13 protein-coding genes, 1 tRNA gene and 1 pseudogene are annotated in these 14,694 nt (G+C 66.1%); 9 read left to right on the top strand and 6 right to left on the bottom strand.

What is annotated here, in order from left to right; all coding sequences use genetic code 11:
• Nucleotides 1–8: 8 nt before the first annotated feature.
• From BSP109_RS01055 to BSP109_RS01045, 3 genes are all read right to left on the bottom strand, one after another.
• Complete coding sequence (locus BSP109_RS01055; RefSeq protein WP_219618486.1) at nt 9–722, bottom strand: nitroreductase; 714 nt, start codon at nt 720–722, stop codon at nt 9–11.
• Nucleotides 723–819: 97 nt separating this feature from the next.
• Nucleotides 820–2,727, bottom strand: a complete 1,908-nt coding sequence (locus BSP109_RS01050; protein WP_101599093.1) for an FAD/NAD(P)-binding domain-containing protein — start codon at nt 2,725–2,727, stop codon at nt 820–822.
• A gap of 3 nt (nt 2,728–2,730) precedes the next feature.
• Complete coding sequence (locus tag BSP109_RS01045; protein WP_146001068.1) at nt 2,731–4,740, bottom strand: LCP family protein; 2,010 nt, start codon at nt 4,738–4,740, stop codon at nt 2,731–2,733.
• Between the two features lie 313 nt (nt 4,741–5,053).
• Here BSP109_RS01045 and BSP109_RS01040 point away from each other — a divergent pair.
• Nucleotides 5,054–5,142 (top strand) — tRNA-Ser (locus BSP109_RS01040).
• Nucleotides 5,143–5,243: 101 nt separating this feature from the next.
• On the opposite strand, the gene BSP109_RS17870 is transcribed toward BSP109_RS01040, so the two are convergent.
• The 3 genes and pseudogenes from BSP109_RS17870 to BSP109_RS01030 form a co-directional block, all read right to left on the bottom strand.
• Complete coding sequence (locus tag BSP109_RS17870; RefSeq protein WP_308297896.1) at nt 5,244–5,933, bottom strand: site-specific integrase; 690 nt, start codon at nt 5,931–5,933, stop codon at nt 5,244–5,246.
• Nucleotides 5,934–6,179: 246 nt separating this feature from the next.
• Nucleotides 6,180–6,323, bottom strand: a pseudogene (locus BSP109_RS17865) (Arm DNA-binding domain-containing protein); the annotation flags it as partial.
• Nucleotides 6,310–6,972: a helix-turn-helix domain-containing protein gene (locus BSP109_RS01030; RefSeq protein WP_180959578.1), complete on the bottom strand. Its 663-nt coding sequence runs from the start codon at nt 6,970–6,972 to the stop codon at nt 6,310–6,312. The gene BSP109_RS01030 and the pseudogene BSP109_RS17865, both read right to left, overlap by 14 nt.
• Before the next feature lie 99 nt (nt 6,973–7,071).
• Between BSP109_RS01030 and BSP109_RS01025 the strand changes: the two genes are divergently transcribed.
• From BSP109_RS01025 to BSP109_RS00990, 8 genes are all read left to right on the top strand, one after another.
• Nucleotides 7,072–7,275 (top strand): DNA-binding protein, encoded by a 204-nt coding sequence (locus tag BSP109_RS01025; protein WP_101599089.1) that lies wholly within the window; start codon nt 7,072–7,074, stop codon nt 7,273–7,275.
• Nucleotides 7,276–7,539: 264 nt separating this feature from the next.
• Nucleotides 7,540–8,052 (top strand): hypothetical protein, encoded by a 513-nt coding sequence (locus tag BSP109_RS01020; protein WP_101599088.1) that lies wholly within the window; start codon nt 7,540–7,542, stop codon nt 8,050–8,052.
• Complete coding sequence (locus tag BSP109_RS01015; RefSeq protein WP_101599087.1) at nt 8,049–8,918, top strand: hypothetical protein; 870 nt, start codon at nt 8,049–8,051, stop codon at nt 8,916–8,918. The genes BSP109_RS01020 and BSP109_RS01015 overlap by 4 nt, the downstream gene beginning before the upstream one ends.
• Nucleotides 8,915–11,353, top strand: coding sequence for a DUF3987 domain-containing protein (locus BSP109_RS01010; RefSeq protein WP_101599086.1), 2,439 nt, complete (start codon nt 8,915–8,917; stop codon nt 11,351–11,353). The genes BSP109_RS01015 and BSP109_RS01010 overlap by 4 nt, the downstream gene beginning before the upstream one ends.
• 85 nt (nt 11,354–11,438) lie before the next feature.
• On the top strand, nt 11,439–11,825 hold the full coding sequence (locus BSP109_RS01005; RefSeq protein WP_146001067.1) for a hypothetical protein: 387 nt from the start codon (nt 11,439–11,441) through the stop codon (nt 11,823–11,825).
• 484 nt (nt 11,826–12,309) lie between these two features.
• On the top strand, nt 12,310–12,639 hold the full coding sequence (locus BSP109_RS01000; RefSeq protein ID WP_219618485.1) for a terminase: 330 nt from the start codon (nt 12,310–12,312) through the stop codon (nt 12,637–12,639).
• Nucleotides 12,639–12,908: a hypothetical protein gene (locus tag BSP109_RS00995; RefSeq protein ID WP_101599084.1), complete on the top strand. Its 270-nt coding sequence runs from the start codon at nt 12,639–12,641 to the stop codon at nt 12,906–12,908. Before BSP109_RS01000 ends, BSP109_RS00995 begins: the two co-directional genes overlap by 1 nt.
• A gap of 996 nt (nt 12,909–13,904) precedes the next feature.
• On the top strand, nt 13,905–14,627 hold the full coding sequence (locus BSP109_RS00990) for a glycerophosphodiester phosphodiesterase family protein (RefSeq protein ID WP_101599083.1): 723 nt from the start codon (nt 13,905–13,907) through the stop codon (nt 14,625–14,627).
• Nucleotides 14,628–14,694 lie beyond the last annotated feature (67 nt).

Below are 14,694 nucleotides of genomic sequence, written 5' to 3'. Positions count from 1 at the left end.
GGGTCCTCTCAGAAGCCGACGAACACAGCCGCCTCGGCCACGTCCTTGCGCTGGGAGACCACGCTGTTGGCCGGGAATGAATCGTCGGGATAGCCCATGGCCACGCAGATCATGATGACCTGGTCGTCGGCGATGCCGGCGTGCTCGCGGACCACGGGGGACTGCATGATGCCCTGAGAATTGATGCAGCAGCCCAGGCCGCGCGACCATGCGGCATTCACCAGCGCGTTCGTCACCGCTCCGCAGTCGAAGACCGGGATGTCCGCACCGTGCAGTTCGCGGTCGTAGGTGATGACCACGGACACCGGCGCGTCGAACTGGCGGAAGCCGCGCAGCACCCAGTCCTGGCGGGCCGGCTTGTCGTGGCGCTCGATCCCCATCGCGGCGAACAGCTGCTTGGCCACACCGATCTGCCGTTCCCGATGGTGCCCCTCGTAGGCGGGGTTGGGCCGGAACTCCCGGGTGTCCGGCACGCCTGCCAGATTCCGCTCGACGTTGCCCGCCCGGATCCGCTCCAGCGGTTCGCCGGTCACCACATAGAAGTTCCACGGCTGGCTGTTGAGGGAGGACGGTGCTCTCCTGGCCAGGTCGATGATCTGCTCGACCACCTCGCGACTGACGTCCCTGTCGGAGAACCCGCGGATCGAGCGGCGTCCCAGCACCGCGTCGTCATAGGCCATGGTCGGCGGCGCAGCGAGCGCGACATCATCGTCAGCAGTCATTCTGGCAATCTATCGATCGTTCAGTGCCGGCACAAGCGCGGGGCGACCGGCACCTCGGGCGCGGTGGACTGCGGGTGAGGGGCCGGCCCCTCCGGCATCAGCCGAGGCCGAGGACGGCGCGGGCGACGGCGTCCGCGTCGCGCAGCGTTTGTGCGTCGGTGCGCGGGTTGGCCGCGATGGCCAGGCCCAGCTGGACGGACGACAGCTGGAGCGAGAGGCAGTAGCGATGGGGGTGCACGCGCGACCGGGCGTCGACAGTGCGGTACGGGGTGCCCGTCACCGCGAGTCCCGAGGACGGGACGCGTGTGCCGTCGTCCAGATCATGCGTCGCGGCGCACAGCTGGCCGCGGTCGAGCATGCTCCGGATCAGCGAGTCGTCGGCCTGCTGGACGCGGTTCGCGGGCGAGCTCGCGTCGATGAGTGCGGGTGCGCGGAGCGAGACCGGCACGGCGGGGCTCGTCGCGATGAATGTCGCGGGCTCCCCGGCGCCAGACGTCGTGACGCGGACCTGTGGGCCCGCGAAGTCGACGAGTCCTGCGTCTGCGAGCGCGATGAGCTCTGCGTAGCGCTGCGGCGGGGGACCGTCGCACAGTCCGGAGACGAAGTCCTCGAACCAGCCGCGCACCTCCCGCGTGAAGCTCGCGGGGGAGAGCCGGTCGTCGACGACGAGGTCCTTGAGCAGTGCCCGCGCCTGCCACAGGACGGGGAACAGCGCCTTCAGCGGTGAGTGCGCCGGGCCGATCAGTGACTCCTCCAGATCCGTGCGGAGGAACTCCATGAGCGCGGCACGCAGCGATTCCCGGTCGGGGAACGACTCATCGCCCAGCGGGCGGAGGAGCCGCCGCATATCGAAGACGAAGTGGGGTTCGGCGGCGATGATCTCGCCTCGCAGCACGCGCTCCTCGCGGATGTGCCACCGCTCCGACTCGTGCGCCGCGCCTGCCTGCACGAGCCGTTCGACACCGGTGGAGAGGGCGCCCAGCAGCTTCGACGGGTCCTCCGCGAACGCATCGGGGCGCGTGCGGGCCAGAGTGGAGTACCAGGCGGAGCGCAGGTCCGCGAGGATGAGCGGCCACAGCTGCGCGTCGAAGCGCAGCCCGTCGCCGTGGACCGGCAGCCGCGCGATCGTCTGGGGGGTGAAGAACCGCAGCCGCTGCGTGGGGTCGTGAGGATCCGCCGGCAGCGGGTGGTCCGGGCTGATCGGCTTGGAGCGGTAGGGGACGCCGCGACGCGAGCCCGGGATCAGGATCGGTTCGTCACCGCTGGGCGTGTACGTGAGTGCGAGGGGGCCGCGCTCCGGATCGGAGCGGAACGTCCCGCCGCGACCGTGGGTCAGCAGTGACTGGAGGTCGAAGAAGTTGAGTCCGAATCCGCGGATGAGGACGGGCTCGCCCGGCGGCAGCGCGTCGACGGGCGTCTCTGCGGGCAGCCCCGGAGGGAGGTACGAGAGCCCGGCGTCGCGGGCGAACCGCTGCCACTGGCCGCGCTCATCGCTCAGGGCGGCCGGGATGTGCCCCACGCAGAGGACGACGGCGTCGACGTCGACGGAGCGTCCGTCGGACAGCCACAGCGTCTGCGCGTCGGACGGGGCGTCGAGGATCGTCGTCACCTCGACCGGCTCGTGGACGATCTCCACGTGGTCCGGGGCCGAGGCCGTGATCTGCTCCCAGCTCCATGCGAGGTAGCGCCCGTAGTCGCGTCGCTGCGGGAAGCGGCCCGCGGGAGGCGCGGAGTCCGCCCACTCGGCCATCGTGGGGCCCGTTCCGCTGTGGGCGACGTCGCAGGTGGCGTCGGGGAACACCGTCTGCTCCTCCAGGACCGTATTCATGAGCAGATGCGGTGACTGGTCCGTCCGCCACACGCGGCCCGCTCCGGGCGGGAAGGGATCGACGACGCGGATGTGGACGGGAGCGCCGGCATCGACGGTGTGTGCGACGAGCCGTTCGAGCACGGTGAGGCCGCGCGGGCCCGCACCGATGATGCCGACCCGCAGAGGGGCGGTCACCGCTCAGGCCTCCTCGGGGCCGGGCCAGCCGGGCCAGCCGGATCCCGGCTCGTAGCCCTTCGGGTAGCACTTGCCCTGGTCGTCCTCGATGCCGGACTTCGGCTCTTCCGTAGGCTCCGGCTCCTCAGTCTCCTCCGGCTCCTCGGTCTCAGGGGCCGCCTGCTCCTCCGCCTGGCTGGGCTCGGCCGGGTTGATCTGCTCCTCCACCCACTCGTGGAGTTCCTCATAGTCGGGGCTGGACGTCGAGGTGACGTCGTTGTTGATCTGCGCGGACTTGATCTCTCCGCCCTGCATCGCGGCGGCCAGCTCGACGAAGGCGCTCACCTGGCTCTGCGGGATGTCCGTGAGGATGTTCCGGCCGGCGGATCCCGCGAGCTTCGGGTAGGCGATCGCCAGCTCCTGCGGATTCACCTGGTCGAGCGTGAGCTTGAGCATCCGCTGCTGCCGGCACATGCGGTCGTAGTTGTCCGAGCCATCGCGGGACCTGACGTACCAGAGGGCCTTCTGTCCGGTCAGCTTCTGCTCTCCCGGATCGATCCAGCCGTAGATCTGATTCTTCATACCGGTGTTGAGGTTCGTGCCTCCGCCCATCGGGACGGGACGCTCGACATCGATCTTAATGCCTCCGATCGCGTCGACGACGTCCTCGAAGCCCTGCATGTCGACGCTCGCGTAGTAGTCGAGGCCCAGGTCCAGCGATCCCTCGACCGCCTGCATCGTGGCCTCCATGCCGGGGTTGAGCGCTTCGGGCACCTCGCCGACGTCTTCGGGGTACTCCTCCGCCCAGGTCCACACGGCGTTGATCATGCTCTCCTGGGGGCCGAACGCGTCGAAGCCCTCGGGGAAGCGTTCTGCGAGCGGGGAGCCCTCCGGGAACATGGCGCTGTTCAAGTTGCGGGGCACGCTGATGAGGGTCGCGTCGCCGGTGTGGGGCTTGATCGAGGCGACCAGCATCGTGTCCGGGCGGGTGCCCTCGCGACCGTCTCCGTTGTCCCGACCGATCAGGAAGACGTTGATGCGCTCCTTGTCCCCCCACAGGGTCTCGATGTCGACGCCCTGCTTCCCGTCGCGACCGAACACTTCGACGACGGCGTCGGCATGGACCTTCGAGTACGCCGACCCGACTCCCAGGGGGATGCCGACGCACAGGATGAGGGAGGCCACGAGGCCCCATCCCAGCCACTTCTGGACGTCCGTCATCCGGTGGCCCTTCCGCAGCACGGCGTAGGACCTCAGGATGGTGAATCCCCAGATGATGATGCCGACCGCGAGGATCACAGCGAGCGCATAGAGGATCGTCGGGGAGCCGGCGACGCGGGCGATGGCCTTGATGGGGGACCGCCAGGCGACCCAGGCGAGCCCGACGACGATCATCGCGAGGAACCCCAGCAGCAGGATCCATCCGGCGCGGGAGCGTCCGCGGATCATCCCCAGCCCCGGGAGCAGGGTGCCGAGGGTCGTCCACTTCACGATGGAGGGGAACGCGTCGCCCTCCCTGCGGGAGTGGCGGGGGAAGTCGTCGTCGTGGGTGTCTGCGGTGGCGGCTGCTCGGCCGGGAGCTGTCCCCTTCCTCGGCGCAGCAGCGGCTGCAGCGCCGGGCACTGCTGCTGCGCCGGCACCGGCTGCGGCACCGGCTGCTGCGGGAGCCTTCGTGCGGTCGGTCGTGCGGCGGGGCTCCTCTTCGAACGTGGGGGCGGCCGTCGGGGCGGAGGCACCCGTGCCCGTGCTCCGCTGCCCGCGCGGCGTCTTCTTGTCGCGAGCGAGCGCCTCACGGCGAGCACGCCGGGACATGAAGCCCTGCGCGTCGGAATCTGATGCGGAATCTGACGCGGAATCGGTCGAGCGAGCGGCAGGAGACTGCGCTTCAGGAGAGTGCGCTGCGTGGCGGGGCGCGGGGTCACCCGCGGGGGCATGCGACGGAGCGGTGCCGGTACGAGGAGCCGGAGGCGCCTCCTCCTCGGCGGGCGCCTCCGGCTCCGTGGCGCGCGGACCGTAGTAGTCGTCGCGACGCACACCGTCCTCGCCTCGGAGTCGGGCACGGTCTGACGCGCGCAGCGGGCGCCTCTGGGCGGAAGGGTCACTTCCTGGGCGCTCGTCTCCGCGGCGGTCGTCGGCATCGGCCACTAGTGGGTCTCCTCGGGGCGGCACGCATCCCGGAACACGGTCGAGGTGATCGTCCGGCCGGATGGAGCGCGTCTGTGTCAGTCAGGTGTCTCGCGGATAATAGTAGGGACTGAACTTGAGCTTTTGGTGACACCACCCGTCTTTTGCCGCGCGGCTTGCCCGTTGTGTACTCTTAAGACGCTGTGCCTCAGTGCGCAGCAGTGGAGTCGTGGCTGAGCGGCCTAAAGCACCACCCTGCTAAGGTGGAGTCCTCCGTTAGGGGGACCGTGGGTTCAAATCCCACCGGCTCCGCAGAAGATCGAAGCCCCGCGATCCGCATGTACAAGCGGATCGAGGGGCTTCGTCAATTCAGTCTGACAGTGCTCGTGAGCACTTTTTGAGCACATCCTGTTTCAGACAGCCGCCGAGCGTGCCCGGTCGAGGGCTTCAGCCACGACGTCGAGGTCGTCGTCGAAGAGGTCCGAGTACACGTCCAGAGTCATCGCTGCGGACGCGTGCCCGAGCATCCGCTGCAGTGCCTTCACGTTCGCCCCGGCCTGTACCGAGAGGGACGCGGCTGTGTGACGGAACGCGTGAACCGTCAGTGGAGGGACGCCGGAGTCAGCGATCGCGGTCTTGAGCCACGACCGTTTCGTCTCCCCTGTGTTCGGTCGCTTCATGTGGCCGCCGTCCCGACCGGGGAACAGGATTGCTTCGGGAGTCTTGCCCTTGCACTGCTGCTCGATCGCGGAGGCGAGGAACGCGGGATAGGGCACCTGCCGCCTCTCGTGATTCTTCGGGGTGCCGACGATGACCTTGGAGCCGACCTCGACGGCATTCTGTGCGATCGTGAACCGTCGACGCAGCGGGTTAACGTCCTTGACCCGTAGGCCGGAGATCTCGCCCCAGCGGAGTCCGCAGTATGCGAGCACGCGGATGATGAGCGCGTGGGGGTCGGCTGCTTCCGCCAGCGCCTCGACCTGCTTGTGATCGAGGTAGATGTGCTCGGAGCGCTGCTTGCGAGGAAGGTTGTCGATCAGCCGGGCCGGATTCGAGGGAATGCGGCGGTCCTTCACCGCGTCGTCGATGATCCCGGCGAGCACTCCGTATGCGCGAATGACTGTGGTGGGGGAGGAATCAAACCCTGATACCCAATCGGCAACTTCGCTTGTCCTGACGGCACCGATTCGGTAGTCGCCCCAGCGGGGCTTCACGTGAACGGTCCACGCGGATCGCAGCGGTCGGAGAGAGGACGGCTTCAAGTGAGATTGACGCTGCAGCCACTCCGCTCCGAGGGTGCCGATAGTCGCGCGGGCGAGGGCCGGGTCCAAGAAGGTGCCGGCGGCCTGGGAGACTTCGTTGTCTGCTGCCCATAGTCGTGCGTCCCGCTTCGTTGTGAAGCCGCGCTTCGTGGATTGTTTGCGATCCGGTTTGCGATAGCGGACGGCGTACCGGGGGCCAGCCTTCGTCTCGTATCGCTCAATCGTCGCCACGGTCGAGCGCCTCTCTGAGTTCCGCCTCGAGCTTCCGTGTGATGTGCCCCTTGCGCTGCGGCGATGCGCCGGGGCCGGCCTGCTCGTCGACAGCTTCGCTGAGCAGCATCGCCCATCGTCGGAACGCTTCGCCGCTGAGGGTGTGGACGTCGATGCCGAGACGATCGGCTGCGCGCCGGTCCGCGAGGCCGATCCGTGACTGCAGTGAGCGGATGTCCCCCACCGTCACTCCCGGCCCCCACGCGGATGCTGTCTCTCCTGCAGCATCGACGACGTCGCGAATCGTCCGGTCGGGGTCCGCAGCGTCCTTAATGCGCAGCTCTCCGACGTTGCCCTCGAGCGTCTCCGCGATGGTGTTGCCGCCGACTGCGAAGTCTCCGTTCACTTCGACGGGGGAATCGGAGCGCAGTAGGTCCGCAGGGTGCACATCGTTGTCAGTGATCGCGGACAGTGCCCACGCGAGTGTGCACACGGTGGGGACGGTGACTGAGACTTTGCCGGCTTCCATCCCTGCGATTCGCTGGGCTGTCCACTTCGCCCCGTATGAACGGGTTTCTTTCGCTACTTCGTCGAGGGTGAGCGCGTGTTGCTTCCGCACGGTCTTCAAGTTCTCACCGAGGACGTCTGCGAGTGGTCGGGGTTGCTTCATGCTCATCAGGTTAACTCACTCGATCACACTTGACAACGAGAAACCACCGTGGTTCTCTTGAAGTGTCAGTAATCGAGTACACGTGAAAGGGGGAGGCAGATGGATACCAATGCGATCGCCACGGTGGAGGACTACTGCGCCCGCTACGGAATCACCCGCGAAGCCGCCGCGCAGGAGCGCTACCGAGGGAACGGTCCGAAGTTCTTCAAGCGCGGACGGTCGGTCTTCTACCGCTGGGCCGATATCTACGCGCACGAAGCCGCGATCAGCCAGGAACGAACCGGGGAGAGAGCAAGCGCATGACACTGCCAGAGAACATGCCTCCGAAGTTCACGGAGAAACTCGCCGCTGAACTTCGCGCCAGGGCTGCAGAGCAAGGTTGGGTGCTCGCCACTCGCTGCCAGTACTGCCGAGCGCCCCTGTGGGACTCGCAGAGCGTCGCAGCTCATGCCGGCCCCGTCTGCCGTCGTCGTCACGAAGAAAGCGACCCCGGTGCGACTCCCGCCAAGAAGTCACGCACCGAGGCCGCCCGGACCATTCCCACCCGTTGAAGGAAGTAGGAACGTCATGAAGAACAGTAGTGGCTCCCAGGATACCCGCGTCCGCAATGGGCGCGAAGAGCAGACCCGCGACTACGCGCCCATGCCGGTCGCCCAGATCCAGTACGGTCACGACCAGTGGGACGCGGACGTCGAGGTCGACGGCGACGAGCTCGCCCGCATCCGCGCCGAGGAAGCCGTCGACCCCGACGATCAGGACGTGCAGCACCCCCTCTGGTGCGACCCGAGCTCCTGTCACGCTGACCCCCAGCACCCGACTGACGTTTCGCACGCATCGACGACCACGTCGACGGGTCGAAGCTGGGACAGGACGACCGGCGAATGGAAGGCCGAAGCGCAGCTCAACCTCCTCGAATGGGGCGACGATGAACCCCGTCAGGTCTACGTCGTGGTCCGGTTCAACGACGAGGAGGACGTGAACCTGTACGAGCACGACCTCACCCAGCTGATCGGCTTCCTCGAGACGACGCGGACGAGGCTGTTCCAGGCAGCGGGGAAGGACGGAGGTGAGGCCCGATGACCGCGTACGTGGCACGACCCGCAAAGCGCAGGCGTCGGACGAATGCTGAGCTCGAGACGATCGACCAGGCGATCATCGAAGTCGCGGAAGCCGAGCATCCCATCAGCCTCCGCGGTGTGTACTACCGGGTCGTGTCGCGCGGCGCGATCGAGAAGACCGACGCCGCTTACAACGTGGTCCAGCGTCAGCTGTTGAAGCTGCGTCGCGCCGGCCGGGTGCCGTACGAGTACGTCGTCGACGGGTCCCGATCCCTGCAGGGCATCCTCGCGTGGTCCAGCATCGAAGAGCGCCTGCGCAGCGTCGTCCACAACTACCGGCGCAGCATCTGGGACAACCAGAACCACGAGATCCTCGTCCTGATCGAGAAGGACGCGATCGACGGCGTCGTGGAACCCGTCACCGACAAGTGGCAGGTCCAGCTCGGCAGCACCCGCGGCTACAGCTCGGAGACGTTCAAGCACACCGTCGCCGGCGTCGTGCGCCGCAATACCCATCGCGGGAAGAGGACGGTGCTGTTCAACCTGGGAGACCACGACCCGTCCGGTGCGGATGCGTGGCGAGACTTCGAGGCGAAGATCCGAGGCTTCGTCCCCGACGCCGATGCCGACTTCACCCGCCTTGCCGTCCTCGAAGAGCAGATCCAGGAATGGGGTCTGCTGACCCGGCCCACGAAGATGACGGACACCCGCGCATCCGGATTCGTCGGTGGCTCCGTCGAGGTCGACGCGATCGAGTCCAGCCAGCTCCGCAGTCTGCTCGAGGAAGCGATCGTCAGCTATATCGACCAAGACCGATTGGAAGAGACTCGTCGCCTCGAAGCCGATGAGCAGGTTCGTCTGCGCAGCATCATGGGAGGTGCACTGTGACCGCGTATGATCGCGTGCTCGACGCACTCAGAGATCACGGCTCGAGGATCGACGAGCATCATGGCCGTGACGCGCACGCGCAGTGCCCTGCGCACGACGACGGACGTCCCAGCCTGCATGTGACCGGCATCGAAGGGCAGGCGCTCATCTACTGCCACGCGCAGTGCCACACAGACGACGTCCTCGCAGAGCTGGGGATGACGCCGCGTGATCTGTTCGACGAACCGGCCGGTGCCGCGTATCAGTACGTCGACACAACGGGGGAGCTGCTGCGGACCGTCCAGCGGTCGCCTGACAAGCGTTTCACGCAGCAGGTGCACGACAAGACCCGCGTCGTCCTCTACCGCCTCCCAGAGGTCATGCAGGCCGTCCAGGACGGACGTCGGCTGTGGATTTGCGAGGGTGAGAAAGACGTCCACACCCTCGAGGCGCTGGGGGAGGTCGCGACGACAGCACCCCAGGGATCGGCGTCGTTCAAGAAGGTCGACGTGTCCCCACTCAAGGGTGCGACGGTCCGTGCCGTGGTGGACCGGGACGAGGCCGGCAAGAAGTGGGCTGACCTCGTCGCGGCGACGGTGGGACCGATCGCTGATCTCGAGTTCCTCGAGGCTGCTCACGGCAAAGACGTCACCGATCACGTCATGGCAGGTGGCACCCTCGACACCCTCACCCCCGTCGCCGTCGACATTCCGGAGGTATCCCAGGATGAGGGCGCACCGGAGCCGACGCCGCTGAACCCGACACCGACAGTGCCCGGATTCCCCGTCGACGCGCTTCCCGACTGGTGGGCCGACTACGTGAGCGCACTGTCGACCGCGACACAGACACCAGCCGACATGGTTGCGTCAGTGACGCTGGGAGTGCTGTCGACCTGCATGTCAGGGCGGGTCACAGTGCAGCCGGGACCGCAGTGGAGTGAGCCCACCAACCTCTACACCACGGTCGCCATGCCGCCCGGCACCAGGAAATCGAGTGTGTTCTCCGCAGCAACCCGTCCGCTCAGGGAAGTGGAGAAGGAGCTGGCAGAATCGGCCCGCCCGCTCATCGAACAGCAGGCCGCGCTGAAATCGTTGCGAGAGGACCAGGCCAACGCCCTGCGCAAGCAAGCCGTGAAGGGTGACTCCGCTGTCGAGTCCGAATACCTCACGGCGACAACCGAAGCCCAAGCTCTCGAGGTGCCTGCGGTGCCTCGCCTGCTGGCTGATGATGCGACACCGGAGGCTATCGCGTCACTGGCGGCTACACAGGGTGGACGACTGGCGATCGCGGCGGCAGAGGGAGGCATCTTCGACATCTTCGCCGGCCGCTACAACAGTGGTGTCCCGAACCTCGACGTGCTGCTGCGCGGACACGCCGGCGACGCATACCGGGTCGACCGGAAGGGACGCGAGCCGGAACACATCGAGAGCCTCACGTTGACGTTCATCCTCACCGTGCAGCCGTCCGTGCTCAGACAGATCGGTGAAACACCGGTGGAGAAGTCTCGCGGGGAACTCGAACGCTTCCTGTACTCCGTCCCTTCTTCGTCCGTCGGCTACCGCACGATCAACCCACCCCCAGTACCGCCGACAGTCGCGGGAGCGTACGAGACGAACGTGAGCGCACTGGCACGTCGCTACGCTGACGAGGACACCACAGCCACGCTCACCCTCGATCAGGCTGCGACACAGCGTTTCGCGGTGGTCCAGGAGCGTGTGGAGGCATCGCTGCGCCCCGACGGGAATCTTGGGTCTCCACGACTCATCGGGTGGGGGTCGAAGCTCGCCGGCGCTATCGCCAGAATTGCAGGCATCATCCATCTCGCGAACGGTCACGCAGACAGTGATCCGATCGGGGCGGAGAGCGTGGACGCGGCGACGCAGATAGGCGAGTACTACGCCGGGCACGCTGTGGCTGCATTCGACCTCATGGACCGGACCGCACCGAACGCGAAGGCCGAAGAGCTACTGACGTTCATCCGCAGTCATGGACTCACGGAGTTCTCCACCCGCGACCTCATGGTCAGGATCAGCCGCAGTCGATTCCCCTCTGCCGACGATCTCACCGAGACCCTCAATGTCCTCGTCGACTACGGGTGGATCATTCCTCAGGAGATCCAGCGGAAGCGCGGGCCGGGTCGGCCTCCGTCGCCGCGGTTCACTGTTCACCCCCGCGTGTTTCAGGACGGGGACACCGTCACACAATCCACGCAATACACAGAAACGCACCCCATGCCACATTTTGTGGATTCTGTGGATTCCGTGACGACCCCAGTCGTTTCAAACATCACCCCAGCGGTCGAGGTTGCCGACTCCGATCCGGACGAGGACGTCGACCTTTTCGGGGACCCGCTGCCGCCGACCCCACGCGCTGACGGTAAGTGCCAGGACTGCGGCAACCCCCTCCACAAGGGCCGCTGCGTCCGATGCGAAGTCGAGGGGAGGCGCTCTGCATGACCGCCCGGTGGGAGGACGACGACGGCCACGCATGGCCACTCACAGGCGACTGGTGCGCCCGCGATCAGAACACTAGGCTCGCGTCATGAGTAAGTTCTCGCAGTGGCTGAAGCAAGACCTTCCCGGCCAGCGCCACAACGCAATGTTCGGCGGAGGGTTCATCCGTGGGTACAGCCTCCACCACGAACGCAAGAGCATCCCCACCAAAGGACTCACCGCCACAGTCCAAGACGGCATGCACGTCGGCAACTACATCAGCGCCAAACGAGTCCTCGCCGGCGGCATACTCTTCGGGCCCCTCGGCGCACTTATCGGAGGGGCAGCCCGCAAGAACGGCAACCAGGTCTACGTCATCATCGAACAAGACGACCAGATCATCGGCACCCTCGAAGCGCACGCAAAGAAACACCGCGAAGCACACGCCTTCGTCCAAGCACTCACCGCCTCCGCGAACGACCCCGACAACACCTGACGGAGGCGACCAGTGCGCACGTACCGCAACGACCACGAGTACGTGAAGCGACGCGAAGGACTCAGGCGCATCGCACGACGCCGCAACACGCCATGCTGGTTATGCGGCGAACCAATCCACTTCGACGCGGACTGGAAACACCCACTGTCCTTCACCGCCGACCACGTCGATGCCATAGCGAACGGAGGATCGATGCTGGGCGAACTCCGCCCAGCACATTAGCTCCGCAGTTGTAACTCCAAACGTGGAGCGCGACCAGCATCCGCTCCAGCCGTGAAACCGAGAACAGTGACCGACTGGTACTGACGTTCAGGAAACTCTCAGACTATGTGGGCACAAGTGTTCACAAGTGTTCACCATCGCTAGCGGGAGGGGACCAACCCCTCCCACACCCGTCGCCCCGACACACCCGTCATAGGCGGGTTTTTCCTACACAGGGTCCGAATAATGCGGCCCTTCAAGTTCAGACAAAGGAGTGATTGTGATGAGGATGCCGAGGGGCTTGCAGGCTCCGGGTCAGAAGTTGTGGAAGTCGACATTTGAGCAGTATGAGTTGTCGGACACGGAGGCTGCTGTGCTGGAGGAGGCGTGTCGGGCGAGGGATTGGATTGCTCAGCTGGACGCGGTCGTCGCGCGGGATGGTGTGATGGCGTCGTCGTCTCAGGGGATTCGGGTGCATCCGGCTTTGGCGGAGGTTCGGCAGCAGCGGTTGCTGTTGGCGCGGCTGTTGGCGACGTTGTCGATTCCGCCGCTTGAGGATGATGATTTGCCGCCGGCGCGGAAGGCGCGGGGCGTGTATCGGAGGGGTGCCTGATGGTTCGCAGGAAGCGCGTCGATGAGCAGGTGGAGCATCCGGGCAGGTTCATGCGGTTCAAGCCGTCTGAGTGGCCTGGGGAGCCTGCGGAGGCGTATGTGCTGTGGGTTGATGAGTTCCGGGAATACTGGTCGGAGTTCGCCACGTCGTATCCGGCGGCGCCTCGCCCGGTGGAGGGCCGGTCGCGGGGTGTTCGGGAGTATGCGCCGTCGCATTTCGTGTGGTTGATGAACCGTGCGAGGGAGGCCCGCCAGCAGGTTCGGAAGTAGTGCTGACTGTCGTGGTGTCCACGAACTCCGGCGTCGCTAATGGACAAGAGTCCATTAGCGACGCCGACTCGGCGTGGGGCCAGGTGAGGAATTTTCCTCACGTGTTCCATTTGGAACACCTGCTGCCTCGCGGTCTCGATGAACGGTCCCGATGCCAGCCCCGCAGTGGCTGCGTCTCGCATCTGTCACATGCTAGTCATCCGTGACGTTTAGTTGGTCCGCGACTTCCTCGAGTTCGCGGATCAGCGACATTATGCGATTGCGGTGCCCTGCCCCCATCGTCTTCCGGACTCGCGGCATCCGGTCATCGTTGACGATCCGACTCCAGCGCGCGACGCTGCGGTCTAGGTCGAGTCCCGCTGCGCGCATGTCGTCCGTGAGGGGGCGCCGCCGGCGCTTGGGGCGATCCGGAGCGTTCCGGTCCCTGTAGGCATCCGTCCGGCATCGGCCTGAGCAGAATCGGGCGTCGGAGCGTTTGGCCGTGAATGCGCGCCCACATCTGTCACAAGTGAGTTCCATGTGACAGATAGTAGCCTGGATCGCCTAACCGTCACAAGTCTTTCGTTCTGTGACGGTTAGGTGTGAAGCGCGTCGTGCTCGTGCCCTCGTCGGAGAGCATCCGCCCTCAGCCGTGTCGTCGCTGGGTCTCGTCGCGGAGCTCGAGACCTTCTCGTCGTGGATCTCGCCCGTCGTGGTGTCCACGAAGCCCGTGAGCACATTCTGAGCACATACGTTCGTGAAAGCCGATGAGTCCGCGTCACTCGAGGTAGTCGCGTGTGGTTGATTCTCGCGGTTCACATCCCCGATCAGGGGCCGTCCGAGGTTTCAAATCCCACCGGCTCCGCGTTTTTCGGAAGGCTCCTCGATCCGCACGAACAAGCGGACCGAGGAGCCTTCCGCTGCATTCAGCGACGAATGGCGAGAACGACTCGGCTCGAACCCGGAACAATCGTTGCGGACGGGTCGAGGGGCGGCTGACGTAGAGGCGGACGGAACGTGGGCATCACTCGACGACGCCTCATCCTCTCCGGCGCCGGCGTCGCAGCGATCGGTGCGCTGACTGCCCTGGTCGTCCGCGATCGGACACGCACTCCGGTCGCGGAACTCGAATACCCGGCTGCAGCAGTGCATCGGCTCGGGAAGGTCCGCACGCCGGAGAACACACTCGCTGCCGCCCGGACGTCACTCCGCGAGCGACCTGGTGTGATCCTCGAATGCGACGTGCACGCCCTGAGCGACGGAACGCTCGTCGTCAACCACGATGAGACGATCGACCGAGTGGCGAGCAATGGCGAGAGCGGCCGCGTCCAGGACATGACTGCGGACCAGTGGCGGGCGCTCCGCATCGAGCACCCCGACGGCGGCGCGTCCGAACCGGCATTGTTCGTGGATGAGCTGTTCGCCGAATATGAGGAAACGGGCCAGATCCTGCTCGTCGAGCTGAAGGCACCGCAAGCCATGGAACAGTTCATCGACGCCGTGCGCCCACTCAGAGGACAGATCATCGTCCAATCGTTCGACGATGAGGTGACGAGAAGCTTCACCCGCGCCGGTCTCAGTGCTCTGCAGCTCGTGTCCGGCACCAGCCACCCTGACGTCGTCGACGGCGTCTATGCGGTCGGCATGCACCTGGACCGCATCAGCCACGAGACTGCTTCCAGGATCACTGCCACGGGCGCGCACCTGTGGACATGGGGGGGCCGGCCTCGTGGCCCATGATCCTGAGTACACGCAGCTCGGTGTCGAGGGATTCCTCATCGACGACCCCGCTCTCTGACCTTCGCCG

The sequence above is a fragment of the Brevibacterium sp. Mu109 genome, assembly GCF_900169375.1.
GTDB lineage: Bacteria > Actinomycetota > Actinomycetes > Actinomycetales > Brevibacteriaceae > Brevibacterium > Brevibacterium yomogidense_A.
Note: the sequence above shows the minus strand (reverse complement) of the source record. Positions and strands in the feature narration are given on the sequence as shown.